This is a genomic window from Hydrogenophaga sp. Root209 (genome assembly GCF_001428625.1).
Taxonomy (GTDB): Bacteria; Pseudomonadota; Gammaproteobacteria; order Burkholderiales; family Burkholderiaceae_C; genus Hydrogenophaga.
This window is the reverse complement of the sequence record NZ_LMIE01000003.1, coordinates 86,864-111,947: the sequence shown is the minus strand read 5'-3', so window position 1 is coordinate 111,947 and position 25,084 is coordinate 86,864. Positions and strand designations below refer to the sequence as shown.

At 67.6% G+C, this 25,084-nt stretch carries 24 protein-coding genes; 16 read left to right on the top strand and 8 right to left on the bottom strand.

The features are described 5' to 3' along the window. Positions 1-76 precede the first annotated feature (76 nt). Entirely contained in the window at positions 77-1,057 is a 981-nt protein-coding gene (locus ASE11_RS04055) for a tripartite tricarboxylate transporter substrate binding protein (RefSeq protein WP_056266545.1), read from the bottom strand. 140 nt (positions 1,058-1,197) lie between these two features. Between ASE11_RS04055 and ASE11_RS04050 the strand changes: the two genes are divergently transcribed. Next, on the top strand, positions 1,198-2,220 hold the full coding sequence (locus ASE11_RS04050; RefSeq protein ID WP_056266540.1) for an AraC family transcriptional regulator: 1,023 nt from the start codon (positions 1,198-1,200) through the stop codon (positions 2,218-2,220). Here ASE11_RS04050 and ASE11_RS04045 read toward each other — a convergent pair. Continuing rightward, positions 2,212-3,228 (bottom strand): AraC family transcriptional regulator, encoded by a 1,017-nt coding sequence (locus ASE11_RS04045; protein ID WP_056266537.1) that lies wholly within the window; start codon positions 3,226-3,228, stop codon positions 2,212-2,214. The genes ASE11_RS04050 and ASE11_RS04045 overlap by 9 nt on opposite strands. A gap of 160 nt (positions 3,229-3,388) precedes the next feature. Between ASE11_RS04045 and ASE11_RS04040 the strand changes: the two genes are divergently transcribed. The 10 genes from ASE11_RS04040 to ASE11_RS03995 all read left to right on the top strand — a co-directional run bounded on the left by ASE11_RS04040 (position 3,389) and on the right by ASE11_RS03995 (position 13,496). Further along, positions 3,389-4,369: a quinone oxidoreductase family protein gene (locus tag ASE11_RS04040; protein WP_056266534.1), complete on the top strand. Its 981-nt coding sequence runs from the start codon at positions 3,389-3,391 to the stop codon at positions 4,367-4,369. A 32-nt stretch (positions 4,370-4,401) separates the two neighbouring features. Continuing rightward, a complete protein-coding gene (locus ASE11_RS04035) occupies positions 4,402-5,250 on the top strand; it encodes a TauD/TfdA dioxygenase family protein (RefSeq protein WP_056266532.1) in 849 nt (282 codons plus the stop codon). Between the two features lie 30 nt (positions 5,251-5,280). Next, on the top strand, positions 5,281-6,339 hold the full coding sequence (locus tag ASE11_RS04030; RefSeq protein ID WP_056266530.1) for a 3-keto-5-aminohexanoate cleavage protein: 1,059 nt from the start codon (positions 5,281-5,283) through the stop codon (positions 6,337-6,339). Positions 6,340-6,415: 76 nt separating this feature from the next. Continuing rightward, on the top strand, positions 6,416-7,228 hold the full coding sequence (locus tag ASE11_RS04025) for a class I SAM-dependent methyltransferase (RefSeq protein WP_056266527.1): 813 nt from the start codon (positions 6,416-6,418) through the stop codon (positions 7,226-7,228). A 9-nt stretch (positions 7,229-7,237) separates the two neighbouring features. Then, positions 7,238-8,239 carry a 3'-5' exonuclease gene (locus tag ASE11_RS04020; protein ID WP_056266524.1) on the top strand — a complete coding sequence of 334 codons (1,002 nt, stop codon included), beginning with the start codon at positions 7,238-7,240 and terminating at the stop codon, positions 8,237-8,239. Between the two features lie 166 nt (positions 8,240-8,405). Further along, complete coding sequence (locus tag ASE11_RS04015; RefSeq protein ID WP_056266520.1) at positions 8,406-9,950, top strand: methyl-accepting chemotaxis protein; 1,545 nt, start codon at positions 8,406-8,408, stop codon at positions 9,948-9,950. An 80-nt stretch (positions 9,951-10,030) separates the two neighbouring features. Further along, entirely contained in the window at positions 10,031-10,621 is a 591-nt protein-coding gene (locus tag ASE11_RS04010; protein WP_056266516.1) for a TetR/AcrR family transcriptional regulator, read from the top strand. Positions 10,622-10,714: 93 nt separating this feature from the next. After that, a complete protein-coding gene (locus tag ASE11_RS04005; RefSeq protein ID WP_056266513.1) occupies positions 10,715-11,422 on the top strand; it encodes an SDR family oxidoreductase in 708 nt (235 codons plus the stop codon). Then, positions 11,419-12,777, top strand: coding sequence for an MATE family efflux transporter (locus ASE11_RS04000; protein ID WP_056266510.1), 1,359 nt, complete (start codon positions 11,419-11,421; stop codon positions 12,775-12,777). Before ASE11_RS04005 ends, ASE11_RS04000 begins: the two co-directional genes overlap by 4 nt. 302 nt (positions 12,778-13,079) lie before the next feature. Further along, positions 13,080-13,496, top strand: coding sequence for a PaaI family thioesterase (locus ASE11_RS03995; RefSeq protein WP_056266507.1), 417 nt, complete (start codon positions 13,080-13,082; stop codon positions 13,494-13,496). Between the two features lie 15 nt (positions 13,497-13,511). Here ASE11_RS03995 and ASE11_RS03990 read toward each other — a convergent pair whose 3' ends face one another. Together ASE11_RS03990 and ASE11_RS26420 are read right to left on the bottom strand one after the other, a co-directional pair. Next, on the bottom strand, positions 13,512-13,880 hold the full coding sequence (locus ASE11_RS03990; protein WP_056266505.1) for a thioredoxin family protein: 369 nt from the start codon (positions 13,878-13,880) through the stop codon (positions 13,512-13,514). Positions 13,881-13,885: 5 nt separating this feature from the next. Then, positions 13,886-15,853, bottom strand: coding sequence for a c-type cytochrome (locus tag ASE11_RS26420; protein WP_235501186.1), 1,968 nt, complete (start codon positions 15,851-15,853; stop codon positions 13,886-13,888). Positions 15,854-15,932: 79 nt separating this feature from the next. Between ASE11_RS26420 and ASE11_RS03980 the strand changes: the two genes are divergently transcribed. Further along, a complete protein-coding gene (locus tag ASE11_RS03980) occupies positions 15,933-17,372 on the top strand; it encodes a PLP-dependent aminotransferase family protein (RefSeq protein ID WP_082585508.1) in 1,440 nt (479 codons plus the stop codon). A 10-nt stretch (positions 17,373-17,382) separates the two neighbouring features. On the opposite strand, the gene ASE11_RS03975 is transcribed toward ASE11_RS03980, so the two are convergent. Beyond that, positions 17,383-17,826, bottom strand: a complete 444-nt coding sequence (locus tag ASE11_RS03975) for a PACE efflux transporter (RefSeq protein WP_056266501.1) — start codon at positions 17,824-17,826, stop codon at positions 17,383-17,385. 84 nt (positions 17,827-17,910) lie between these two features. Between ASE11_RS03975 and ASE11_RS03970 the strand changes: the two genes are divergently transcribed. Next, positions 17,911-18,864, top strand: a complete 954-nt coding sequence (locus tag ASE11_RS03970; RefSeq protein WP_056266497.1) for a LysR family transcriptional regulator — start codon at positions 17,911-17,913, stop codon at positions 18,862-18,864. On the opposite strand, the gene ASE11_RS03965 is transcribed toward ASE11_RS03970, so the two are convergent. Then, positions 18,836-20,083 carry an MFS transporter gene (locus tag ASE11_RS03965; protein ID WP_056266492.1) on the bottom strand — a complete coding sequence of 416 codons (1,248 nt, stop codon included), beginning with the start codon at positions 20,081-20,083 and terminating at the stop codon, positions 18,836-18,838. The genes ASE11_RS03970 and ASE11_RS03965 overlap by 29 nt on opposite strands. Before the next feature lie 183 nt (positions 20,084-20,266). Here ASE11_RS03965 and ASE11_RS03960 point away from each other — a divergent pair, with 183 nt between their 5' ends. Then, a complete protein-coding gene (locus ASE11_RS03960) occupies positions 20,267-20,821 on the top strand; it encodes a hypothetical protein (RefSeq protein WP_056266488.1) in 555 nt (184 codons plus the stop codon). Between the two features lie 22 nt (positions 20,822-20,843). Here the strand turns inward: ASE11_RS03960 and ASE11_RS03955 are convergent, their stop codons facing one another. After that, on the bottom strand, positions 20,844-21,710 hold the full coding sequence (locus ASE11_RS03955; protein ID WP_056266484.1) for a class II aldolase/adducin family protein: 867 nt from the start codon (positions 21,708-21,710) through the stop codon (positions 20,844-20,846). Between the two features lie 109 nt (positions 21,711-21,819). On the opposite strand from ASE11_RS03955, the gene ASE11_RS03950 reads away from it, so the two are divergent. Both ASE11_RS03950 and ASE11_RS03945 read left to right on the top strand, forming a co-directional pair. Continuing rightward, positions 21,820-22,704: a LysR substrate-binding domain-containing protein gene (locus ASE11_RS03950; protein WP_056266830.1), complete on the top strand. Its 885-nt coding sequence runs from the start codon at positions 21,820-21,822 to the stop codon at positions 22,702-22,704. Positions 22,705-22,878: 174 nt separating this feature from the next. Then, on the top strand, positions 22,879-23,868 hold the full coding sequence (locus ASE11_RS03945) for a PEP-CTERM sorting domain-containing protein (protein WP_162258022.1): 990 nt from the start codon (positions 22,879-22,881) through the stop codon (positions 23,866-23,868). Between the two features lie 86 nt (positions 23,869-23,954). Here the strand turns inward: ASE11_RS03945 and ASE11_RS03940 are convergent, their stop codons facing one another. Further along, complete coding sequence (locus tag ASE11_RS03940) at positions 23,955-25,031, bottom strand: ornithine cyclodeaminase (RefSeq protein WP_200959310.1); 1,077 nt, start codon at positions 25,029-25,031, stop codon at positions 23,955-23,957. Positions 25,032-25,084: the final 53 nt, after the last annotated feature.

The window sequence follows — 25,084 nt, the reverse complement described above, 5'->3', positions numbered from 1 at the left end:
CGTGACTGCGGCCCAGGAAGGGAGCGGGAACGGAAAGAAGGGCCGCGGTTCGCAAGGCACGAACCGCGGCGTTGCATCACTGGGTGAGCTTGATGTCGAAGGTCTTGACGATCGTGGCGTTGCGCTCGAAGTCGGCACGCAGCGACCGGGCCATCTGTTCGGCCGTCTCGTCGCCACCGGCATCAAAGCCAGCGCCCAGCAGGCGGTCGCGCACCTTGGGCGAAGCAGCTGCCTTGTCCACGGCGGCGTTGATCTTGTCCACCATGGCGGCGGGCACGCTGGCGGACACGATGATGCCGACCCAGTTGCTGAAGTCCAGCTCCGGATAGCCCAGTTCGGCCAGCGTGGGCACGTTGGGCAGGTGCTGCGAACGCTGTTTTGAAGCAACGCCGTAGGCCTGCACCTTGCCTGAGTTGATCATGTTGCGAGCCGTGGCCATGCCGTCAAACATCAGCGGGATCTGGTTGCCCATCACCTGGGCCAGCGCGGGTGGCGAGCCGGCGAAGGGCACGTGCTGCATGTCCAGCCCGGCCTTCTGGTTGAGGATCATGCCGGCGTAGTGGGAACTGGTGCCGGCGCTGTAGGAGGCGAAGCTGACCGTGCCGGGATGGGCCTTGACCCACGCGATCACGCCCTTGAGGTCCTTGGCTGGCAGGTTGGGCGCACCGATCATCACCATGGTGGCGCGGGCGATGGCGGTAACCGGCTTGACGTCCTTGAGCGGATCGAAGGCGGTCTTCATCACGTGCGGGATTTCGGTGAGGATGTTGCTCGCCGTCATCATGATGGTGTTGCCGTCGGGTGGCGCCGAGATCATGGCCTGTACCGCGATGGCACCACCGGCACCGGCGCGGTTTTCCACCACCACCGGTTGACCGATGTCCGCCTGCAGCTGTTCGGCCACGATGCGGGCCACCACGTCCATGGTGCCGCCGGCCGGTGCGGGCACGACCATGCGCACGGGCTTGTCGGTCCAGGCCATCGCGGCCGGGAGGGCCAGTGCAAGAGCGGTTGCGCACACAGTGCGGCGCAGCGGCGAGAAGAGGGATGGGGTCATGTCTGTCTCCAGTCGTTGGATGGGTGGACCGCGGAGGTGTCCACTGCGGTCTGGGGGCCTGACCGTGGGGTGAATCCTAGGTTTTGATCGCCCGCCCTGCTTGATAATGTGAGACACCGATTTTCGAATTTGGGACACCCATGGATTACCCCTACGTGCCCGTCGTGCGCAGTGCCAGCCTCGCTGGATATGTCGATCTTGCGCAATCGGTGGGGCTCGACGCGAAGGCCATGTTGCGCCATGCCGGGCTCTCGCAGCGCAGCCTGGAAGATCCTGAAACCCCGCTGAGCACGGTGGCCGTGCGCGCGCTGCTCGAAGACAGCGCGCAAGCCAGCGGCGTGGAGGATTTCGCGCTGCGCCTGGCCAGCCGGCGCCAGCTCTCCAACCTCGGGCCGATCAGCCTGGTGCTCAAGGAGGAGCCCACGGCGCGCGCCGCGCTCGATACCTTGTGCCGATACCTGCGCCTGCTCAATGCCTCGCTGCTCACCCGGATCGAGGAGCATGGCAGCCTGCTGGTGATCCGTGAAGAGATCCTGGTGGCGCAGGCCGCCAGCACGCGGCAGTCGATGGAACTGGCGGTGGGCGTCATGTACCGCATCGTGCGCGAGCTGCTGGGGCCCCAGTGGAAGCCGGTGCGCGTGTGTTTCAACCACCGGCCGCCCCGCGATGCCGGCGCGCACCGCGCGTTCTTCGGGACCACGGTGGACTTCAACAGCGAGTTCAACGGCATCGTCTGCAACGCGGCCGACCTGCTGGCGCCGCAACAGGGCGCCAATCCCGAGATGGCCCGGTTCGCTCGGCAGTATCTCGACCGTGCGCTGTCGGGCCAGCACCAGGGAACCCAGGCCACGGTGCGCCAGCTCATCGCGGCGCTGCTGCCCGGCGGGCGCTGCACATCGCAGCAGGTGGCGCAGCACCTGAGGGTGGACCGCCGCACCGTCCACCGCCACCTCGCGCGCGACGGCCAGACCTTTGCCAAGCTGCTGCAGTCGGTGCGCTCGGAACTGGTGATGCGGCAGGTGCAGGACAGCGACCTGCCCCTGAGCGAGGTGGCCGCGCTGCTGGGTTTTGCCTCACCCGCGGCGTTCTCGCACTGGTTTCGCAGCACCTTCGGCAGCAGCGTCACGCGCTGGCGCCAGCAGCGGGCGGCGCGCTCAGCCTGAGGCGGACGCGGCTCGGGCCTCGTGGGTGCGGCGCGCGGCCTGCGGCGTGGTCCCGAACTGCCCGCTGAACCAGCGCGTGAACGAGCCCGGCGTGCTGTAGCCCAGCAGTTCCGACACCCGGGCCATCGAGTAGCGCGGGTTCTCGATGTAGCGCTGCGCCAGTTCGCGCCTCACCTCACCCAGCACGTCGCTGAAACTCACGCCGGCCATGTCGAGCTGGCGCTGCAGCGTGCGCACGCTCAGGCCCAGCCCCTGGGCCACGTATTCGATGGTGGCGCGCCCGGCCGGCAGCATGAGGTACACCGCCTTGCGCACCTCCAGCACCATGGAGGCATCGCTCACCGGCAGTAGCGTCTCCACAAAACGTTGCGCATAGCGGGCCATCACCGGGTCGGCCGCGGGGTTGGGCGCCTCCAGGTCGGCCGCGGGGATCACGATGCCGTTGAACTCGCTGCCGAACTCGAGCCGGCAGGCGAACAGGCGCTTGTGCAGCCGCAGGTCGCCTGGCGCCTGGTGGCTGAAGTTGACGCTGTGCGGCCGCCAGCGCGAGCCCAGCAGCGCCGCGCACATGCGGAACAGCACACCGATGGCCAGCTCGTTGGCCTGGCGCGCGGGCACCTGCGCCACCACCTCCTCGCGCACGATCACCATCGGGCCGGCGTCCTCGATCTGCATCGCCAGCGTGTCGTTGAGCAGATGGCGGTGCGAGATGGTGATGTTGAGCGCTGCGCGCAGCGTGGCCTGGTGGCTGATGAGCAGGCTCATCACGCCGAAGTCCGAGAGCTGACGCGACTCGGCCATGCGCAGCCCGAAGTCCAGGCAGTTGCCGGCCTGCGCCGCGCGCTCCAGCACGGTCACGGCGGCCTCGGCGGGAATGCGCAGCTCGGGGTCGTCGATCAGCGCGTGCGACAGGCCCACGCTGCGCAGCAGCGCGTGCGGATCGAGCCCACGCTCCCGTGCCACCTCGGTGAAGTTGGTGAGTACGGCGGCGCGCACCAGGGTCGGCATCGGCGGGGCATCCGGTTGCGTTGAAGGGCTCGGGTTTGCCCGAGTTGGCACGAAATGATAAGTCCATGGCGTGCCATGCACAGCGACGGAGCGGGCAAATCCCTACATTGCAGCTCTCGACAGCGGCCCTTTCACGGGCCCCCACACAGGAGACAAGACCATGGCGAAAGCAGTGCGCATCCACGAAACCGGCGGCCCGGACGCGCTCCGCCTCGAAGAGGTGGACGTGGGCGAACCCGGCCCCGGCGAGGTCCGTCTGCGCCATGTCGCGGTCGGCCTCAACTACGCCGACACCTATTTCCGCAACGGCACCTATCCCGTCCCGCTGCCCGCCGGCATGGGCGTGGAAGCGGCCGGCGTGGTGCAGGCGGTGGGCGAGGGCGTGACCCAGGTGTCGGTGGGCGATCGCGTCACCTACACCGGTTTTCTCAACACGCTGGGGGCCTACAGCACCGAGCGCCTGATCGCCGCCGCGCCGCTGATCCAGCTGCCCGAATCGATCGGCTTCGAGACCGCCGCCGCCATGACCATGCGTGGCCTGACGTCGGCCTACCTCATGCGCCGCATCCACCCGTTCAAGGCCGGCGACACGCTGCTGCTGCACGCCGCGGCCGGTGGCGTGGGCCTGATCGTGTCGCAGTGGGCACGGCTGCTCGGCATCAACGTGATCGGCACCGTGTCCACCGATCAAAAAGCCGAGGTGGCCCGGGCCCATGGCTGCACCCACACCATCAACTACAGCCACGAAGACGTGGCCGCGCGTGTGCGTGAACTCACCGATGGCCGCGGCGCCGACGTGGTGTTCGACAGCGTGGGCAAGACCACCTTCATGGCCTCGCTCGATGCGCTCAAACGCCGCGGCCTCATGGTCTGCGTCGGCACGGCCAGCGGACCCATCGACGGCTTCAACCCCAACCTGCTGGCCATGAAGGGCTCGCTCTACCTCACGCGCCCCGCGCTGGCCGACTACATCGCCGACCCGCGCGAGAAGGCCGAACTCGCCGCCGAGGTGTTCGGCCACGTGGCTGCCGGCCGCATCCGAATCGACATCCACCAGCACTACGCGCTCGAAGACGCGGCGCAGGCACACCGCGACCTGGAGTCGCGCAAGACCACCGGCTCGTCGATCTTCGTGGTCTGACGCCGCCCCCATACACACCAGGAGACCGGATCATGAAGATCGAACCACTGACCTGCGCCATTGGCGCGGAGCTTTCCGACCTCAACCTGGCCGATGCGGTGCGCGACGACGGCCTGTTCGCCGAGATCCGCGCGGCGCTGCTGAAGCACAAGGTGCTGTTCCTGCGCGACCAGGCCATCAGTCGCGCCGACCATGTGGCCTTCGCACGCCGTTTCGGCGAGCTGGAAGACCACCCGGTGGCCGGCAGCGACCCCGACCACCCCGGCCTGGTGCGCATCTACAAGACACCCGACGCACCGAACGACCGCTACGAAAACGCCTGGCACACCGACGCCACCTGGCGCGAAAGCCCGCCCATGGGCTGTGTGCTGCGCTGCGTGGAATGCCCACCGGTGGGCGGTGACACCATGTGGGCCAACATGGCGCTGGCCTACGAGCGATTGCCCGACGCGGTGAAAGCGCAGATCGCCCATCTGCGCGCACGCCACAGCATCGAAGCCAGCTTCGGGGCCGCCATGCCGATGGAAAAGCGCCTGGCGCTCAAGGCCCAGTTTCCGGACCCCGAGCACCCCGTGGTGCGCACCCACCCCGAGACCGGCGAGAAGGTGTTGTTCGTGAATGCCTTCACCACCCACTTCACCAACTTCCACACGCCCGACAACGTGCGTGTGGGACAGGACTACACGCAGGGCGCCAGCGCGCTGCTGCAGTACCTGATCAACCAGGCACTGATCCCCGAATACCAGGTTCGCTGGCGCTGGAAGCCCGGCAGCATGGCGATCTGGGACAACCGGTCCACGCAGCACTACGCGGTGATGGACTACCCGCCTTGCCACCGCAAGATGGAACGCGCCGGCATCGTGGGCACGCCCACCTTCTGACTCTCTTCACATTCACCCCGGAGACACACCATGAACTTTCTCGACGGCCACCTCTTCACCGAGAACCAGCAACCCCTGGTCATCACCGCCGCGCCCTACGGCCCGGAGTGGATTCCCTCGGACTTCCCCGAGGACGTTGCAGTGACCATGGAAGAGCAGGTGCAGAAGGCGGTGGACTGCTACAACGCGGGCGCCTCGGTGCTGCACCTGCACGTGCGCGAACTCGACGGCAAGGGCAGCAAACGCCTGTCCATGTTCAACGAGCTGATCGCCGGTGTGCGCAAGGCGGTGCCCGACATGATCATTCAGGTCGGTGGCTCCATCAGCTTTGCGCCCGAGAACGACGGGGCCTTGGCCAAGTGGCTTTCGGACGACACCCGCCACATGCTGGCCGAACTCGATCCCCAGCCCGACCAGGTGACGGTCACCGTCAACACCACGCAGATGAACGTGACCGAGCACATGGAAGATGCCGACATCGCCGGCACCTCCATGGCCACGCCCGAGGGTCGCCGCGCCTACACCGAAATGGTCGTGCCTTCCACACCCAGCTTCGTCGAGGAGCATGTGCGCCGCCTCAGCGCCGCCGGCATCCAGAGCGCCTTCCAGTTCTACAACCTCAACAGTTTCGAAACCGTGGAGCGCCTGATCCGCCGCGGCATCTACAAGGGGCCGCTGGTGTGCAACTGGGTGGCCATCAGCGGCGGCATGGACGCCCCCAACATCTACAACCTGGCCAACTTCGTGCGCGCCATTCCCGACGGCACCATGCTCACGGTGGAAAGCAGCATGCGCAACGTGTTGCCCATCAACATGATCGGCATGGCCATGGGCCTGCATGTGCGCTGCGGCATCGAGGACAACATCTGGAACCAGTCGCGCACCGAGAAGATGGGCACGGCGCGGCAGGTTGAACAGCTGGTGCGCATGGCCAACGAATTCGGGCGGCCCGTGGCCAATGGCAAGCAGGCACGCGAAATCCTCAAGATCGGCGTGTTCTACGACACGGTGGAAGAAACCCTGGCCGCCAACGGCTTCGCGCCCAACGCACCCGGCCGCCAGCAGGGCTTTCTGCGCAAGGTGGCGTGAGCGCCGGGCCCACCGCTTGATTCCTCACGTCCCCTCTGCCAGACTGGCGCGCTCTCATCAGATGGTGGAGAAGCAGATGACTCATCAGCAAGTGCCCACAAACGACCGCTGGGGCGAGGCCGGTCCCTACGAGCTGTACGTGGGGCGCTGGAGCCGACGGGTGGCGACGGAATTCACCCGCTGGCTGGCCGCCAGGCCGGGCGCGGACTGGGCCGACATCGGTTGCGGAACAGCTGCGCTGACACACGCCATCCTGAGCCACTGCAACCCCCGATCCATCCACGCGATCGACAAGTCGGCCGGCTTCGTCGGTTTCGCATCGGCGAACATCGCCGACGCTCGAGCGCGCTTCTCGGTCGCCGATGCCCTCGCGTTGCCCATGGAGACCGCCAGTTGCGATGCGGCTGTCTCCGGGCTCGTGCTCAATTTCGTGGCTCAGCCGGCGACCATGGTGGCCGAGATGGCGCGGATCACGCGGCCATACGGACAGGTGGCCGCCTATGTCTGGGACTACGCCGGCGGCATGCAGATGATGCGGCGTTTCTGGGATGCTGCGATCGCCGTGTGCGGCCCGGCCGAGGTGCCGGACGAGGCCAGCCGCTTTCCCGTGTGTGCGCCGCAGCCGCTGCGATCCTTGTGGGTTGACGCGGGCCTGACCCAGGTCGAAGTCCGCGCCATCGACATACCGACCCGTTTCTCAAGCTTCGACGACTACTGGCAACCCTTTCTCGGTCGCCAGGGCGCCGCGCCGACCTGGCTGGCCGGGTTGGCGCCGCACGAGCAGGACGCCATTCGGGATCTGTTGCAGCGCGAACTGCCGACACAACCCGATGGCAGCATTCATCTCCAGGCCGCTGCCTGGGCGATCAAGGGGCTGCGAGTCGGGTAGGCTTGTTCGATGAACCAGTCCAGTTTTGCATTCGATTCACCGGGTCCGGCACAAAGCGTGTCCGCTGAACCCACCCGTCCATCGCCCCTGTCCAGCTTGGAGAAGATCGCCCAGCGGTTGGAGCGGCATCCTGATTTCCGCGTTCTGCGGCGTCTCGTCCCCGTCACGGATTTCGGACCCCTGCCCGTGGCTTCGGGGCAAACCATCCCGACCTGTCGGCGCGTGCTGGTGCTCGACACCGAAACCACCGGCCTCTCGCACCCGGCCGACAAGATCATCGAACTGGCCATGCTGCTGGTGCAGGTGGACATGGCCACCGGCTTGCCGTTCGGGCCGGTCGAGCTGTTTGAAGGATTCGAAGACCCCGGCATGCCCATTCCAGCGGTGGCGCGGGAGGTGACTGGCATCAGCGATGACATGGTCCAGGGGCATCGCCTGGACGATGCGCAGGTCGAGTCCATGGTGTTGAGGGCCGATCTGATCGTGGCGCACAACGCCGGTTTCGACCGCCCGTTTGTGGAAACCCGGTTCCCCTGTTTTGCCGCCAAAGCCTGGGCGTGCTCGTTTGCCGACATCGACTGGAAGGCCGCCGGCGCGGGCTCGTCCAAGCTGAGCGCGCTGGCCCAGGACCAAGGTTGGTTCTTCGACGCCCACCGCGCCCAGGTGGATTGCCATGCCTTGCTGCAGGTCTTGTCGAAGAAAGTGGCCGGGAGCGCGACCACGGGCTTCTCGCAGCTGATCACGGCCGCCTCGTTGCCCCGTTTCAAGCTGCGTGCCACCGGCTCGCCGTTCGAGTCCAAGGACCAGCTCAAAAGCCGGGGCTACCGCTGGGATGCGGACACCAAGGTCTGGTTTTGCACCGTGCCCGACGCGCAGCATCTGGACGCCGAACTCGAATGGCTGAAGGCGCAGGTGTACGGGCGGCGCAGCGCACGTGTGGACATCGAGGCGCTGGACAGCCGGGTGCGCTACTCGGCGAGATCGGGGGAGGTGTCACAGCGGGGGCTGTAGGCCCTTGCCCGCTGGCCGGTGAACGACGGCCAGCGCTGAGCCCGGCTGATTAAAGAATTCGGCAAAACCGACGATTCAATGTCTGGATGTGCAGGGTCGCCTCTCGATGAGGCGCGCCTCACAATTTTGTCTCGACCTCTTTTATCACCTGCCGGAAAGCTTGCGCATGAAACTCAACAACATCAAGGTCGGCAGCCGACTCGCCCTTGCATTCGGGATCGTCCTGCTCATCACCGCGATGATGGCTGGCATCGGCGTCTGGCGCCTTCAGGAACTGAGCAACACCACGCGCAAACTGGCCACGGTGGACAACGAAAAGCTGCAACTGGCCGTGCGGTGGCGCCAGACCATCGATGTCAACTGGGTGCGCACCCGCGCCGCCATCCTTGATTCCGACACCAGCCGCATTCCCGCGTGGCAGGCCGACATGGACAAGACCTCCGAAGTGACGCTGGCCTCGCGCAAGCGGATCATCGAGCTGATCGAGTCGGAAGAAGGCAAGCGGTTGCTGGCCGGCATCGACGCCGCACGCGAGGCCTATCGCACACCCCGCGCCAATCTGATGAAAGCCCGGATGGCCGGAGAAGATGTGAGCGCGGCGCTGGAGCGCGATCTTCGGCCCCTCGCCGATGCCTACCTCGACTCGATCTTCAAGCTCGAGCAGCGCCAGCAAGACATCTACGACACGATGCTGAAGAACGCTGAGAAAGAGGCGGCCGCCGGGCGCGTCATCCTGATCGCCGGTGGCGTGCTGGCCCTGTTGCTGGGTGCGGCTGCGGCCTTCATGCTGAGCCGGTCGATCACGGTGCCCTTGCGCAAGGCCGCCGAGAGCGCGCGCCTGATTGCCGCAGGCGATCTCACGCAGCCGATCGACACCGATGGCCGCGACGAAGCCGCCCAGTTGCTGCAGGCCCTCAAGGGCATGCAGGACAGCCTGGCCCGCGTGGTGTCCAACGTGCGTGGCAACGCCGAGGGCGTGGCCACCGCCAGCGCCGAAATTTCGCAAGGCAACGACGACCTCTCCGCGCGCACCGAGCAACAGGCCAGCGCTCTCGAAGAAACCGCTGCTTCGATGGAAGAGCTCAGCTCGACCGTGCGCCAGAACGCCGACAACGCGCAGGAAGCCAACAAGCTGGCCCTGAGCGCGTCCACCGTGGCCACGCAAGGTGGCGATGTGGTGGCTCAGGTGGTGGACACCATGAAGGGCATCAACGACAGCTCGAAGAAGATCGCCGACATCATCAGCGTGATCGACGGCATTGCCTTCCAGACCAACATCCTGGCGCTCAACGCCGCCGTGGAGGCCGCGCGTGCCGGCGAACAGGGCCGTGGCTTTGCGGTGGTGGCCGGTGAGGTGCGCAACCTGGCCCAGCGCAGCGCGGGCGCGGCGAAGGAGATCAAGGAACTGATCAACGCCAGCGTGGACCGCGTGGCGCAGGGCACGGCGCTGGTCGACCGTGCCGGTGTGACCATGGCCGAAGTGGTGGGCGCGATCCAGCGCGTGACCGACATCATGGGTGAGATCAGCTCGGCCAGCGTCGAGCAGAGTTCGGGTGTGGCGCAGGTGGGCGAAGCCGTGACACAGATGGACCAGGCCACGCAGCAGAACGCGGCCCTGGTGGAGCAAAGCGCCGCCGCGGCTTCCAGCCTGAAGACGCAGGCTGCGCAGATGGTGCAGGCGGTGGCGGTGTTCAAGCTGGCCCACGCCTGATCGGGCGCAACACAAAATCCGCATCCGCGGCAGGGTTTTGACAATATGACGTTCGTCATATTGGTGGTTACAATGCGCCCATGGAAATCGCACCCAGCCGCAAGGCCCTGACCCACGAACGCATCCTTGACACGGCCGCGCGCGTGATCCGGCGCGCCGGGTTCAACGGGGTCGGCGTGGCCGACATCATGAAAGAGGCGGGCCTGACCCACGGTGGGTTCTATGCCCACTTCGCCTCGCGCGACGCGTTGCTGGTCGAGGCCCTGGAGCACGCCGGGCAGCAAAGCGCCAGCCGCATCGCCAAGGGCAGCGCCACGCGCCAGGCGCGCGGCGCCAGCCCGTTCAAGGCGCTCATCGAGGGCTACCTGTCGGACCGCCATTTGAGCGGCACCGAAAACGGCTGTGCCGTGGCCGCGCTCGTCTCCGAGATGCCGCGCCAGTCGCCCGAGGTGCGCGCCGCCGCCGCCCAGCGCGTGCGCAGCCTGATGGCCCTGGTCGAACAATCCCTGCCCGCCGATGCCGAGCCCGGCATCGCCGCTGCCATCGCCAGCCAGATGGTGGGTGCACTGCAGCTCGCCCGCGCCCTGGGCGACAACGCCGAAGGCAAGGCTTTGCTGGCCGCCAACCGCAGCGCCCTGCTGGCGCAGCACGACGTCTCTCCCCCGGCCTGAGCCATGTGCCATCTCAAAGCGTTTTTCTTCGTTCTTGAATATGACGGTCGTCATAATCAAGCCCGCCACCGCAGTCAATCTGGAACCTGAACCATGCAACTCCACAACGCCACCGTTCTCATCACTGGAGCCAACCGAGGTATTGGCCTGGCTTTTGCCCGCGAGGCGCTGGCGCGCGGCGCGCGCAAGGTCTACGCCGGCGCGCGCAACCCGGCCAGCGTGACACTGCCCGGCGTCGAGCCGATCGCGCTCGACGTGAACAACGCCGAGCAGGTGGCCGCGGCCGCGCGGCACGCTGGCGATGTGACGCTCGTGATCAACAACGCCGGCATCGCCTCCCTGGGCGGCTTCCTCACGGCCGACAGCCTCGAGGCGGCGCGCAGCCAGATGGAGACCAACTTCTTCGGCCCGCTGCGCGTGAGCCAGGCCTTCGCACCCGTGCTCGCGTCGCATGGCGGTGGCGCGATCCTCAATGTGTTGTCGATCGCGAGCTGGATCAACTCGCCGATGCTGGCCGCGTACGGCGCGAGCAAGTCCGCCGCCTGGGCGCTGACCAATGGCCTGCGCAACGAGCTGCGCGCGCAGGGCACGCAGGTGCTCGGCCTGCACATGGGCTTTGTGGACACCGACCTGACGCAGGGCCTGGAGATGCCGAAGTCAACACCCGAGGACATCGTGCGCCGCGCCTTCGACGCGCTGGAGACCGGTGCCGAAGAGGTGCTGGGCGACGAGATCACGCAGCAGGTCAAGCGCGGCCTGTCGGCCGAGCCGGGTGTTTACCTGCGAAACCCCACGCCATGAGTTCGGTGCTTGCCCAGACCCGCCTGCAGCAGATGCTGCACGCGCCGCTGTTGCCCACGCTGTTTCGCCTGGCCACGCCCAACGTGATGGGCCTGTTCGCGGCCACGATCGTGATCGGCTACGACGGCTACATCCTCGGGCTCGTGGGCGCGGATGCGCTGGCCGGCATCGCGCTGGTGTTTCCGCTGTCGATGCTGATGCTGCAGATGTCGGCCGGCGGCATTGGTGGCGCCACCACCGCGGCCGTGGCGCGCGCGCTGGGGGCGGGCCGCAGCGAAGACGCCAGCCGTCTGGCGCAGCAGGCACTGTTCATCTCGGCGGCGTTGGCAGCGCTGTTCATGCTGGCCCTGCTCGGCTTCGGGCGCAGCATCTTCGGTGGCATGGGCGGGCGCGGCGCCGCGCTGGAGGCGGCGCTGGCGTATTCGAACGTGCTGTTCAGCGGCGCACTGATCATCTGGTTCACCAACGTGCTGGCCGCCGTGGTGCGCGGCGCGGGCAACATGGTGCTGCCCTCGGTGCTGCTGCTGGGCACGGCGCTGCTGCACCTCGCACTGGCACCGCTGCTGGTGTTCGGCTGGGGGCCCGTGCCGGGCATGGGTGTGGCGGGTGCCGCTGTCAGCACGCTGGTGGTCAACGCGCTGTCTGCCGGGGTGATGGTGGCCTGGCTGCTGCGCCGCGATGGTGCCGTGCACCTGCAACGCTCGCCCTGGCGCCTGCATCTGCCGCTGCTGCGCGACATCCTGCGCGTGGGCTTGCCGGCGTCGCTGAGCCCGGTGATCAGCAACGCTTCCATCGCCGTGGCCACGGCTTTTGTGGGCAGCTATGGCACGGCCGCGCTCGCGGGCTATGGCGTGGCGGCGCGGCTGGAGTACATCCTGGTGCCGATCGCCTTCGGCTTTGGCACCGCACTCACCGCCATGGTGGCCACCAACATGGGCGCGGGGCAGTCGGCGCGCGCGGTGCGCGTGGCCTGGGCCGGCGGTGCGGTGGTGGCCGCCATCACCGGCGCCATCGGCGTGGTCACCGCCCTGGCGCCTGCGCTGTGGATGGGCCTGTTCACCACCGACGCCGAGGTGCTCGCAGTGGGCTCCACCTACCTCAACATCGTGGGTGGCTGCTATGCCTTCTTCGGCCTGGGCCTGGCACTTTTCTTTGCGTCGCAGGGCGCGGGCCGCATGTTCTGGCCGCTGGCCGGCAGCATGGGCCGCCTGATGATCCTGGTGGTGGGTGGCTGGCTTTGCGTGCATGTGTTCAAGACCCCGGCCAGCGGCCTCTTTGCTGTCATTGCGCTCAGCCTGGTGGTCTACGGCTCCACGCTGGCCATCGCCATCCGCCTGGGCAGCTGGACCCGATGACGCTAGGGCCTGTTCACACTATTTTTCCAAGACGCGTTGCGGATCAAAAAGGCCATGCGCAAGGCGCGAAACGCAGACGGGCCGGTGGCCCGGCGAGGCTTCGCAACGCGGCGCATGGCCTTTTTGACCGCAACCCGAAGGGAATGGGTTGAAAACAGCGCCACTCTTCGTTGCACTCCTAGGCCAGACACCCAGTCTGGCCGTCGTCCCGCGCCTCGATTGGCGCTGTTTTCAACCCATTCGCACTTGGAAAAATAGTGTGAACAGGCCCTTGCCATTCACATCCACCACAGGAGACTTTCATGACCACGCTTGCCGACGAATTCAACCAGCGCGGCGCCGGCGCTCTGCCCGGCCACCTGGGTCTGGTGATCACGCACGTGAGCCCGCAGGAGGTTCGCTCCGAGCTGGCGGTGAAGCCGACCACCATGGCGCCCAACGGTTTCCTGCACGCGGGCAGCGTGGTCACACTGGCCGACACCAGCTGTGGCTATGGCTGCGTGGCCAACCTGCCGAAAGATGCCAAGGGCTTCACCACCATCGAACTCAAGAGCAACCACCTGGGCACGGCGCTGGAAGGCACCATTGATTGCGTGGCCACGCCCGCCCACATCGGCCGCACCACGCAGGTGTGGGACGCGGTGGTCACGCACCGCGAAACCGGCAAGACCATCGCGCTGTTCCGCTGCACGCAGATGGTGCTGTACCCCAAGGGCTGACGCAGGATCGCCGGCTCAGCCCGGCAACCGGCCCGGCGGCGCGGGCAACTGCTGCAGCCGCGCGAAGACCTCGGCCGCGGCTTCGTCGGGCGCCTGGGGCGCGCGCGTCACGCGGCCCAGCGCGAAGGGTTGCAGGAACGCCCTGAACCGCGCGGCGTTGCCGGGCGCTTCGCCAAAGAAGACCAACTGCTCGCCCATGCCCACCAGCACGGAGGGAAAGGTGGTGATGTCCAGCGCCTGCACCAGTTCCGCATGGTCCTCGACGTCGATCCACAACCAGGTGACCGAGGGGTGCTCCAGCGACAGGGCCTGGAAGTCGGGCGCCAGGCCGCGGCAAACATGGCACCACTGAGCGCAGAGGCCAACGATCCAGGGCGTCTGCATGCGGGTTACTTTCCTGCCGTGTTTCGGAGCTGCTGCACGTCGAGCACGGAAACCGCCGGCGCGTCGTTGCCCCACGCACTCCTGACATAGGTCAGCAGGTCGGCGATGTCCTGGCCGTTCAGGTCGAGCACGAAGGGCGGCATGCCGAAGGGGCGCGGGTGCCCCGCCGTGCTGGGGCCAAAGCCGCCGTAGAGCACCGCCTGCACCAGATTGGCCGGCACGCCCTGCAGCACCGTGCTGTTGCCCGCCAGTGCCGGGTAGGCCCAGGCGCCATCGTTGCCGCGAATGCCTTGCCCCTGCGCGCCATGGCACTGCGCGCACTGCTGCTCGTAAATCTTTGCGCCCTGGTTCAGCGCCTTGTCGGACCGCGCTTCGGTCGTGGCCTGCACGCGACTGCGTGTCACCGGGAGCGCCTTGAGGTGCACCGCCATGGCGCGCAGGTCGCTGCTCTCCCAGTGCTGCGTGCTGTGCTGGACCACCTCGGCCATGGGTCCGGTGACGATGTGCGTGCCGCTGCGCCCGGTCTGGAACAGCGCCACGATGTCGGCCAGCTCGCGCTCCTGCACGCCGCCCTCGGCGGGGTCGAGCAGCGAGGGCGCGTACCAGCCCTGCGCCGACATGAACCCGCCGGCGAGCGACAGCATGTCGCTGCTGCCACCCAGGGCGTTGCGCGGCACGTGGCAGGCGCTGCAGTGCGCCAGGCCGTTCACCAGGTAGGCACCGCGTTGCAGTTCGTCCACCGGTGCTGCAGTCACCGTGTCGTCGGGCCGGAAGTACAGCGCGCGCCAGGCCTTGAGCGCGGCTTGCGAACCCAGGTACCGGCCCAGGTCGTTGCCCGGCACGGTCGATGCCACCGGCGCCAGGCTGCGGAAGAACGCGAACAGGGCGTCGCTGTCGGGCCGCGTGACGTGGGTGGTGTTGGTGTACGGGAAGGCCGGGTTCAGCAGGCGCCCGTCGCGCGATTGCCCATGGTGCAGGGCGCGCCAGAAGTCGTCGGCGTTCCAGTCTTTCAGACCGGTGCCATCGGGTGTGAGGTTGCTGCTGTACACGGTGCCGAACGGTGTGCCGATGCCGCGCCCGCCGGCGAATGCGGCGCCGCCCCGCTCGGTGTGGCAGGTCTGGCAGTTGCCCAGCACAGCGAGGTAGCGGCCGCGTTCGATGGTGGCGGTGTCGTCCAGGCGGGCGGTGGGGTTCAGGGCTGGCACGGCCACGGGTTGGGACGGCCACAGCAGCCAGGCGCCAGCGCAGATGAGCAAGACCAGCACAAGACCCATGGCCAGGGCGCCGCGTTGTCGGGAGAGATGCGCGCTCACTGGACTACCCGGCGCGCTCATGGCCGTGCCGCCTTCACCGAGGCCGGCGCCACCGGTGGCGTGAAGCTGCCGCACTCCAGCGGTGCGCGCGATGGTGGCCATGCAGTCGGGCGCCTGGGCTTTGCGGGTGCCGTTGTGCCAGGCACCGAGCTGCGCGTTGATGTAGTCCGGCGCAAGGCCCAGCAGCCCCGGCGCGGCAGGCTGCACGCCGGTGAGCGCGGCGCCGTGGCAGGCGGTGCATGCAGGCACCTGCCGCGATGCATCACCGCGCAGCGCGAGCTGCTCGCCACGCTGCAACACGGCGGCGGGCGCGCGGGCGGGGAGGGCGGGCGCGTGGGGCAGGTCCAGCGATGCGAAGTGGTGCGCGATCTCCCACAGGTAGGCGTCGCTCAGCGGATCGACCATGCGCGCCATCAGCGCGTGTTGGCGCTGGCCGGTCTGGAAATGCTTGAGCTGGTTGTACAGGTAGCCCGCCGGTTTGCCGGCGATGCGGGGGTAGTAGCCGTCGGGGCGCGCGCGGCCCTGCTGGCCGTGGCAACTGGCGCAGGCCTGCACCCGCTGGGCCAGGGTGTCTTCAAAACGGGGGGCGGGTTGTGCGGCGGCGCGCCACGGGATGCATGCGGCGAGCAACAGGGCGATCAGGGGTGGAATGGGGAGCATGTGGGTATCCTCACACAATTCATCTGATCTGCAAGACTCAGATGAATTGAAAATTGACCAGATCAGATGGTGTGATCCGATGAACAGCTTTCGCGTGCCCCGGTACCAGCAACTGGCCGACGAACTGGCCACGGCCATCCGCGGGGGTTTGTTGCGCCCGGGCGAGCGCCTGCCCTCGGTGCGCGAGACCCGCCAGCAGCGCGGCATGAGCCCGTCCACCGTGTTCCAGGCTTATGGCCAGTTGGAGGCCGAGGGCCTGGTCGAGGTGCGGGCGCGCTCCGGGTTTTATGTGCGGGCCACGCGCCGGGCCGTGCGGGGCGGCCCCCAGGTGGCCGCGCCGCGCAGCGAGGCCACACCGGTGGCCATCAGCGAACTGGTGTTCGATCTGCTGGAGACCACGCGCGACGCCGATGTGGTGCCGCTGGGCTCGGCGTTCCCGGCCTCGCACCTGTTCCCGTTCGACGAGCTGGCCCGCTGCGGTGCGCGCGCCATGCGTGGCCTCAAACCGACCCAGATCACCGGTGCGCTCACCGCTGGCGACGAAGGGCTGCGCCAGGCCTTGCGTCGGCGCTGCGCCTTGCAGGGCATGGCGCTGGCGGAGAACGAACTCATCGTCACCAACGGCGCGATGGAAGCGCTCAACCTCTGCCTGCAGGCGGTCACCCGGCCGGGTGATGTGGTGGTGGTCGAGTCGCCCACGTTCTATGCGGCCTTGCAGGCGCTGGAGCGCTTGCACCTCAAGGCCGTGGAGGTGGCCACCGACCCGCGAGACGGTGTGGACCTGGAGGCCTTGAGCGTGCTGCTGGATCGGCACAAGGTGGCCGCCTGCTGGTTCATGCCGAGCTTTCAGAACCCGCTGGGCGCGCTGATGTCGCCGGCCCGCAAGAAGGCGCTGGTCGAACTGCTCGCGCGCCACCGTGTGCCGCTGATCGAGGACGACGTGTATGGCGAGTTGTATGCGGGCTCGCTGCGCCCGCCACCGGCCAAGGCGTTCGATCAGCAGGGTGGCGTGCTGCACTGCTCGTCGTTCTCCAAATGCCTGGCGCCGGGCTACCGGGTCGGCTGGGCCGCTGCCGGGCGCCATGCGTCCCGGGTGGAGCGGCTGAAGATGACGACCTCGTTGGCCAGCGCGCTGCCAACGCAGCTGGCCCTGGCGGACTACCTGGCCCAGGGCGGTTACGACCGCCACCTCAGGCGCCTGCGGGAGGCGCTGTCGGCGCAGCGCAAACACGCACTGCGGCTGATCGAGCGTCACTTTCCGCCGGGGACGCGCACCACGCGCCCCGACGGTGGCTACTTCATCTGGCTCGAACTGCCGCCCTCGGTGGACGCCCTCGCGCTGCACCACCGGGCTCGCGCCCAGTCCATCAGCACGGCGCCCGGCGCGCTGTTTTCAGCCGACCGGCGCTTCACCCACCACCTGCGCCTCAATGTCGGGCATCCCGGCGACGATCGTGTGGACGCGGCCTTGCGCACACTGGGCGCACTGGCCACCGAGATGGCCCGATCGGTGCGCTGAGCGCGAGGCATCAAGGCGCCTGGATCGCCACGCCTTTCGTGGCCGAGGCCGGCAGGCCGAACACTTCGTCAAAGGCCCAGTTGAAGGCGAAGGTGTAGACGAGGAAAAAGACCACAAGGGCCATGTCCATCACCAGGGCCTGCCACAGGCTCACGCCCAGCCACCAGGCGATCAGCGGTACCAGCATGGCGACCAGTCCGGTCTCGAAACTCACCGCGTGCAGGATGCGCCGTTTCACGCTGCGCCCGCTCGTGTTCTGGCGGGCTTCCCACCGTTCAAAGAAGGTGTTGAAGACGAGGTTCCAGACCACCGCCACGGACGAGGTGGCGATGGCCAGCGTGCTGCTGTCCAGCAAGCTGTGGCCGGACATGAGCATCAAGCCCCAGCCAGCGAGTGCGATGGCCACCACTTCGTACAGGCCGATGTACACCACGCGTCTCCAGATTCCCTGCACAGCTTGTCTCCGTTGTTTCAATGGGGGCACTGTATGTCGTTATGACTGATACTAAAAGTCAGCTTCTATCAGGAGAACTGACAGATGAAATTTGACTTCGAATCCCTCAAGGTGTTTCTGGCGGTGCTGGACCACGGCTCCTTTTCGGCCGCGGCGCGCTCCCTGGGCAAGGTGCCGTCCGCGGTGAGCATGGCGATCGCCCATCTCGAAGCCGACCTGAACCTGGTGCTGTTTGACCGCAGCGGGCGCGAGCCGCGTCCCACGCCGCAGGCGACGGCGCTGGTGCCGCAGGCGCGGCTGCTGGCGGAGCAGTTGCTCAAACTGGACACGCATGCGCTCTCGCTCACCCAGGGGCTGGAGCCCTGCCTGACCATCGCAGTGGCGCCGGAGCTGCTGGCGGCCACGCCGTGGAGCGCGGCGCTGGTGCAGCTGTCGGCCGAACACCCGCTGCTGGAGGTGGAGGTGCTGGCGGCGCCGCAAACCGACGCCCTGGGCATGTTGCACAGCGGGCGGGCACACGTGGCCCTGGTGTTCGAACGCGCCAGTCTCGATGCGCGCGAGGGCTTTCAGGAGGTCGGTCGCGAGATCCTGGTGGCGGTGGCGGCGCCCACCCATCCGATGCTGCGGGGGCGCAAGGCCACGCGCGGCGTGCGCGAGGACGACCTGGCCGTGGAGCGGCAGATCATCGTGGCCGGTCGGCACACCAGCGACGTGGACGAGCGCATCGTGATGTCGCGCCACCAATGGCGCACCGACACCCCGGTGGCCGCCATGGGTCTGGTGATCGCCGGCCTGGGGTGGGCGTGGTTGCCGCAGGGCTTTGTGCGCGCGCCCCTGGCCGCCGGGCAGCTGGTGGAAATCCCGCTGGAGAACTTCAGCAATGCCATGCCGCTGTGGGTGGACGCCGTCTGGGCGAAGGCGCAGCCGCTGGGGGTGGCGGCGCGGCGTTTCCTGGAGCTGCTGGACGGCGTGCGCCGTCAGGACGCGAAGCCCGGCAAGGCCGCCGTGATCAGGCGCCGACCAGCTGCCCGCGGGTGATGCGGCGCACCCGGAAGTAGAGCCACAGCGCGATGCTCATGTTGAGCAGGTTGAACGCGATGCCGTTCAGGAAGGCCGCGTGGTAGCTGCCCGTCAGGTCGTACACCCAGCCCGACATCCAGCCGCCCAGCGCCATGCCCACCAGCGTGGCCATGATCACCGCGCCCACCCGCGCGCCGGCTTCTTTGGGCGGGAAATATTCGCGCACGATGATGGCGTATGAGGGCACGATGCCGCCCTGGAACAAGCCGAACAGTGCGGCAATCAAGTAGAGCGAGACCAGCCCGTCGAACGGCAGGAACAGCAGCAACGCCACGCACTGCAGAGCCGAGCCCAGCAGCAGCGTGCGGATGCCGCCAATGCGGTCGCAGATCCAGCCCGAGATAAGCCGGCTGGCGATGCCGCAGAAGAGCATGAGCGAGAGCATCTCGGCGCCACGCGCCGCGCCAAAGCCCAGGTCGGTGCAATAGGCCACGATGTGCACCTGCGGCATCGACATGGCCACGCAGCAGCCCACGCCGGCCACGCACAGCAGGGCCATCGCGTGGTTCGGGCTCAGGCCGAACGGGCGACTGGTATCGGGCGCTGATTCACCCGCGCTCACCGGCGCGGTCACCACCAGCGGTGGGCGCTGGCGCATGAGCGAGGCCAGCAAGAAGATGCCGGTGCCGCACACCACACCCAGAATGATGTAGGTCTGGCGCCAGCCGATGGTCGATATGCCCCACTGCACCAGCGGTGGCCAGACGGTGCCGGCCACGTAGTTGCCGCTGGCGGCAATGGCCACCGCCATGCCGCGGCGCTTGTTCCACCAGAGGGCGGTGTCGGCCAGCAAAGGAGCAAAGGTGGACGAGCTGCCCAGCATGCCGAGCAGCAGCCCGTGCGCCAGGCCAAAGGTCCAGATGCTGCCCGACCAGGCCGCCCAGATGAATCCGCCCGCCACCGCCACCGCGCCCACGCGCAGCACCGGCGTGATGCCGTGGCGGTCGGCCAGCTTTCCGGTGAACAAGCCGCCGATCCCCAGGCAGACCATCATGAGCGTGTAGGGCAGGGAAGCGTCGGCCCGGCCCACGCCGAACTCGGCCTGCACCGCCGGGAGCACCACCGCCACCACGTACATGCCGCTGTTGCCCAGCGTCACCAGCGCGAGGGTGGTGAGCAGGCGGCGCATGGCCACGCGCGAGTCGATCAGGCTGGGGTCGGCAGGGGTGTGGGGCATGGCGCCCGATGCTACGCCGCGCGCCTGCGCGCGCTTGTCACGCGCGTTGCTGCCTTGTGTGCGTTGGGCAACGTTGGAAACCGAACAGACCCCACGCGCTGATTGGCCGATGCTGTGGGCGTGGATCCCTCAAGCGGCTTGGTGCCGCTCCACGCAACTCCGTCAACTTTGAAAGGGCTCCCCATGAAAACCACTTCCCATTCCCGCGCCATGTTGTTGGTCAGCGCCTGTCTGCTGGCGCCGCTGGCCGCCCAGGCCGCACCACCCTCCAAGGCCGAATACGCCGCAGCCAAGACCGCCATCAGCGCGGACTACAAGGCCGACAAGGCCGCGTGCGACAGCCTCAAGGCCAATGCCAAGGACATCTGCATGGAAGAGGCCAAGGCCAAGGAAAACAACGCTCGCGCCGAGCTCGAGTTCAAGGCCAGCGGCAAGCCGGCCGATGGCATCAAGGTTCAGACCGTCAAGGCCGATGGCGTCTACGAGGTGGCCAAGGAGCGCTGCGACGACCTGAACGGCAACGCCAAGGACGTGTGCAACAAGGAAGCGAAAGCAGCGCACGTGGCCGCTCTCGCCGCCGCCAAAACCTCGAAAGCCACGGCCGAGGCCCGAGCCGACAGCAAAGAGGAAGTCAACGAGGCCAAGTACAAGGCAGCGGCTGAAAAATGCGATGCCATGAGCGGTGACGCCAAGGACGCCTGCATCAAGGCCGCCAAGACCGCCCACGGCCAGCGCTGATCGGCACGCGGGCCGGCCTGTTTCAGTCGAACAGGTCGGGCTCGCTGCGCACCAGGTCGTTCCAGATGGTCTGGAAGTGCAGCCAGCCGATGTACTCGCTGCCCACGTGTTCGCGGCTGTAGCGCGCGCGCTCGGCCGGCACCAGGCGCGGCGTGGCACCGGTGGCCATCACGGCCAGTTGCTGCTGGCAGCAGCGCTCCAGTGCGATGAACCAGAACGCCGCAGCCTCGATGCTGTGGCGGCTGGCCGTGAACAGGCCGTGGTTCTGATGGATCGCGGCCTTCACGCCCTTGAACCAGTCGGCCACTTTCAGGCCGGCCTTCACCTCCACCGCCACCTGGCCGGCTTCGTCACCAATCACCACGTGGTCTTCGAAGAAGGCGGCCGCGTCCTGCGAGATCGGCTGCAACGGCTGACCCAGTGAGGCGAACGCCGTGCCGTAGACCGTGTGCGCGTGGCACATGGCGATGATGTCCGGGTGCGCCTCGTGCACCGCGGCATGCAGCACGAAGCCGGCGCGGTTGACCGCGTGGCGGCCTTCCACCACCTGGCCCTGGTGGTCCACCAGGATCAGGTTGGACACTTTCACCTGCGCGAAATGCACCGCCATCGGGTTGGTCCAGTACAGGTGCGGGTGCTCGGGGTCGCGGATGGTCAGGTGGCCGGCGAAGCCGTAGTCGAAGCTCTGGCGCGCAAACGCGCGGCAGGCGCCCGCCAGGCGCTCCTTCAGGTACTGGCGCTCCTGCGCCACGTTGTCGAACGTGGGGATGCCGGGGTAGATCAGGCCGGGCTGGTCGGGCTGGTAGATCGAGACCTTGGGATCGGTCAGCGGGTCGTGCCGGTATTCCTTCTGGCCCAGCTTCGAGAGCTTTTCAAGCACGGCGGACATGGTGTCTCCTCGGGTGGTGATGAGCCGCCATGGTGGCCCGGTGCACGCGCGTTGACAAACGATGAATGCTCATGGAAACATGAGTCAGTTTCATCTGAAAGCCAAATGCATGAGGAATCTTCCACCACTGGCACGGCTTCGCACCTTCGAGGCCGCCGCGCGCCTGCAGAGTTTTGCGCTGGCCGCTCAAGAGTTGCACCTCACCGCCTCGGCCATCAGCCACCAGATCCGCGACCTGGAGCGGCATTTCGGGCGCGCGTTGTTCGAGCGCCGCCACCGCCAGGTGCAGACCACACTGGAAGGCCGCCGCCTGTTCGAGAGCCTGGGCCGATTGTTCGACGCGCTGGAGGCCACCTGCGCCGAGGTGCAGCTGCCCACGCACGACGAGGTGCTGGCGGTGCATTGCGCGCCCAGCCTGGCGCTCAAGTGGCTGGGCCCGCACCTGCCCGCGTTCGTGGCGCGGCATCCCTTGATCAACATCCGCCTGACCACGGGCGCCGATCCGGTCGATCTGGCGGTGGTGCGCGACATCGACGTGGCGCTCTCTTACGGTGTGGCTCGCCACAAGCCCGGGCTGGATGTGATCTCGCTCGGCGGCGAGCGCATCGCACCCCTGGTGTCACCCGCCTTGCTGGTGGCCAAAGAGCGACCCGCCCAGGCGATCCGGCGCCTGTCGCTCATCGACTCGCAGCTCAGCCCGGTCGGCTGGGCCGAGTGGTTTGAGCTCAACGGTCTGGCGCTGCCCGTGCGCCCCCGGCCGTCGTTCGACCGCGCGGCCATGGCGATTGCGGCCGCGGTCGACGGCATGGGTGTGGCGCTGGAGAGCACGCGCCTGGCGGCGCGCGAGATCAAGCGCGGTGAACTGGTGGTGCTGGGTGAGCGCAGCCTGCGCAGGATCGTGCGGCCGGTGCACTTTCTGAGCGTGCGCGCCACCGACCGGGCGCGGGCTCCGGTGGTGGCATTCGTGCAGTGGGTGCAGGCGCAGGCGGCTTGAAGTCGGGCCCCTGGGTACCGGGTTGGGTGGTGTCAGCTTCGTTTACACATTCCTCCGTCGGGGTGAGGGTTGGCGCGCGCAAGTGCTTGATTTTGGCCGCGGTGCATGTTGCGGCACATCTCTTGCAGGCGCCCGATCCCCCGCACCGGGGAACCACTGATGGAGGGCTTTCCCATGTTGCGATCCCACCTGTTCCGCCGCACCGCCGCCCTCGCCGCCGCGGTTGTCATCACCGTCTCTCCCTTCTTCATCTCACCCGCGAGCGCCGCCTTGCTCGTGTACGACCCGTTCGCGGTGGGTGCCGGGCCAGCGGACTACACGGCCGGCGACGAAGACGCCGGCACCAACCCGCTGGGTGGCCAGAACCCGGCCACCGGCCCGACCGCTTTCTATTCAGGCGCCTGGGTCCAGAGCGGTGGTGATGCGCAGGCCGTGAAGGACATCGGCAGTCTGGCCTATCCGCTGTTCCCCTCCAGCGGCGGCCAGATACAGGAAACTTTGCAGTTCAGTTGCTGCACCTTCGGGCGCACCGGGCGACCGATTGCCGGCGGGCTGGGGGGTGGCCTTGATCCGCTCACCCTCTACCAAAGTTTCCTGATCGATTTCGGTACCCAGGGCACGGATACCGTGACGGACTTCGGCAAGCGCGGCTACGAGATGTGGAACGGCGGTGTGGGCGATTCGTTCCTCGCGGTGGACCTTTTCGTGAACCACTTTTCCGGCGTCAACGAGCTGACGCTGGCGGTGACCACCGACAGCGGCACCGACTCCATGCTGGTGGATGGCGGTGGGTTGACGTTGGAAGCGCTGGCGGGCGTGCATCTCGTGGTCTTGCGGTTTGACTTCAACCCCATCGACGCAGACGTGTTGACCCTGTACCTGGATCCGACCGATTCGATCGAGCCCATCGCGTCGAACGCCTCTCTGTCCGTGGCCGCCTCCGACCTGTTCGTGACCCACCATGGTGCCATTACCCAGTTCACGTTCTCCGGCGCTGGACATCTTCCGGGTGCCTTCGACGAGCTGCGCTGGGGCGAAACCTACGCCGACGTGACGCCCTTCCTGCGAGCCGAGGTGCCCGAGCCGATCTCGCTCAGCCTGCTGGCGTTGGGACTGCTGGGCATCGCGCTGGCGCGCCGCCAGCGCAGGCTCGCGCGGGTCTGATCCACTGCCCGCGATCCTGGTGGCTCACTGGACTACCTTGCGCGCTGCGCGCTCCGGGACGAGCGCTTGGGAGCGGCCCGGCGCGCTCACGCCACCAGGCGCAGCCCGGCCGCAGCCACCTGCGGGCGCAGGGCGCCAAACAGGTTCTTGGGGTCCATCAGATCGGGGATCAGCGACACCGTGGTGCCCATGCCCTGGTCGATCGCCAGGGCGTGCATGAAGCGCAGGGCGGAGTAGTCCTCCAGCGCGAAACCCACAGAATCAAATACGGTGATCTGCTCGGCGTGGGTGCGCCCGCTCTGGCGGCCGGCCAGCACATCGTGCAGTTCGGTCACGGCGAAGTCGGCCGGCATCTGCTGGATGTCGCCTTCCACCCGCGTTTGCGGCGTGTACTCCACGAACACGCTGGCACGCTGCAACACCTCGGCGTGCAGCTCGGTCTTGCCGGGGCAGTCGCCGCCCACACCATTGATGTGCATGCCGGGTTCGAGCATCTCGGGCGTGATGATGGTGGCGTTGGTCTTGTCCGCGGTGATGGTGGTCACGATGTCGGCACCACGCACGGCCTCGGCGGTGCTCTCGCACACCACGATCTCCAGGCCGCTGCCGGCCAGGTTGGCCACCAGCTTGGCGGTGGCGTCCCGGTCCACGTCGAACACGCGCAGCGTGGTGATGCCCACCAGGTGCTGGAAGGCCAGCGCCTGGAATTCGCTCTGCGCGCCGTTGCCAATGAGCGCCATCACACGGCTGTCGGGCCGGGCCAGCGTCTGGGCGGCCATGGCCGAGGTGGCCGCGGTGCGCAGCGCGGTGGTGAGTGTGAGTTCGGACAGCAGCAGCGGGGTGCCGGTGGCCACGTCGGCCAGCACGCCAAAGGCCATCACGGTGGACAGGCCCAGGCGGGTGTTCTTGGGGTGGCCGTTGACGTACTTGAAACTGTAGAGCGTGTCGTCGGCGATCGGCATGAGCTCGATCACGCCGTCGGCGCTGTGGTTGGCCACGCGGGCCGATTTGTCGAAATCGGCCCAGCGCGCGAAGTCTTGAACGATGGCATCCCGCATGCCGCGCAGGGTCTGCGGGATGCCGTGGCGGTTGATGAGGTCGGCGGCGGCGGGGGCGCTCAGAAACAGGGTGTGTGCGGGGTTCATGGTGGTGCTCGAAGTCATGACAAACAGTGTCCCGCAGCCGCGTGGCAATGTGAATCGGCAAAAACTTGCCA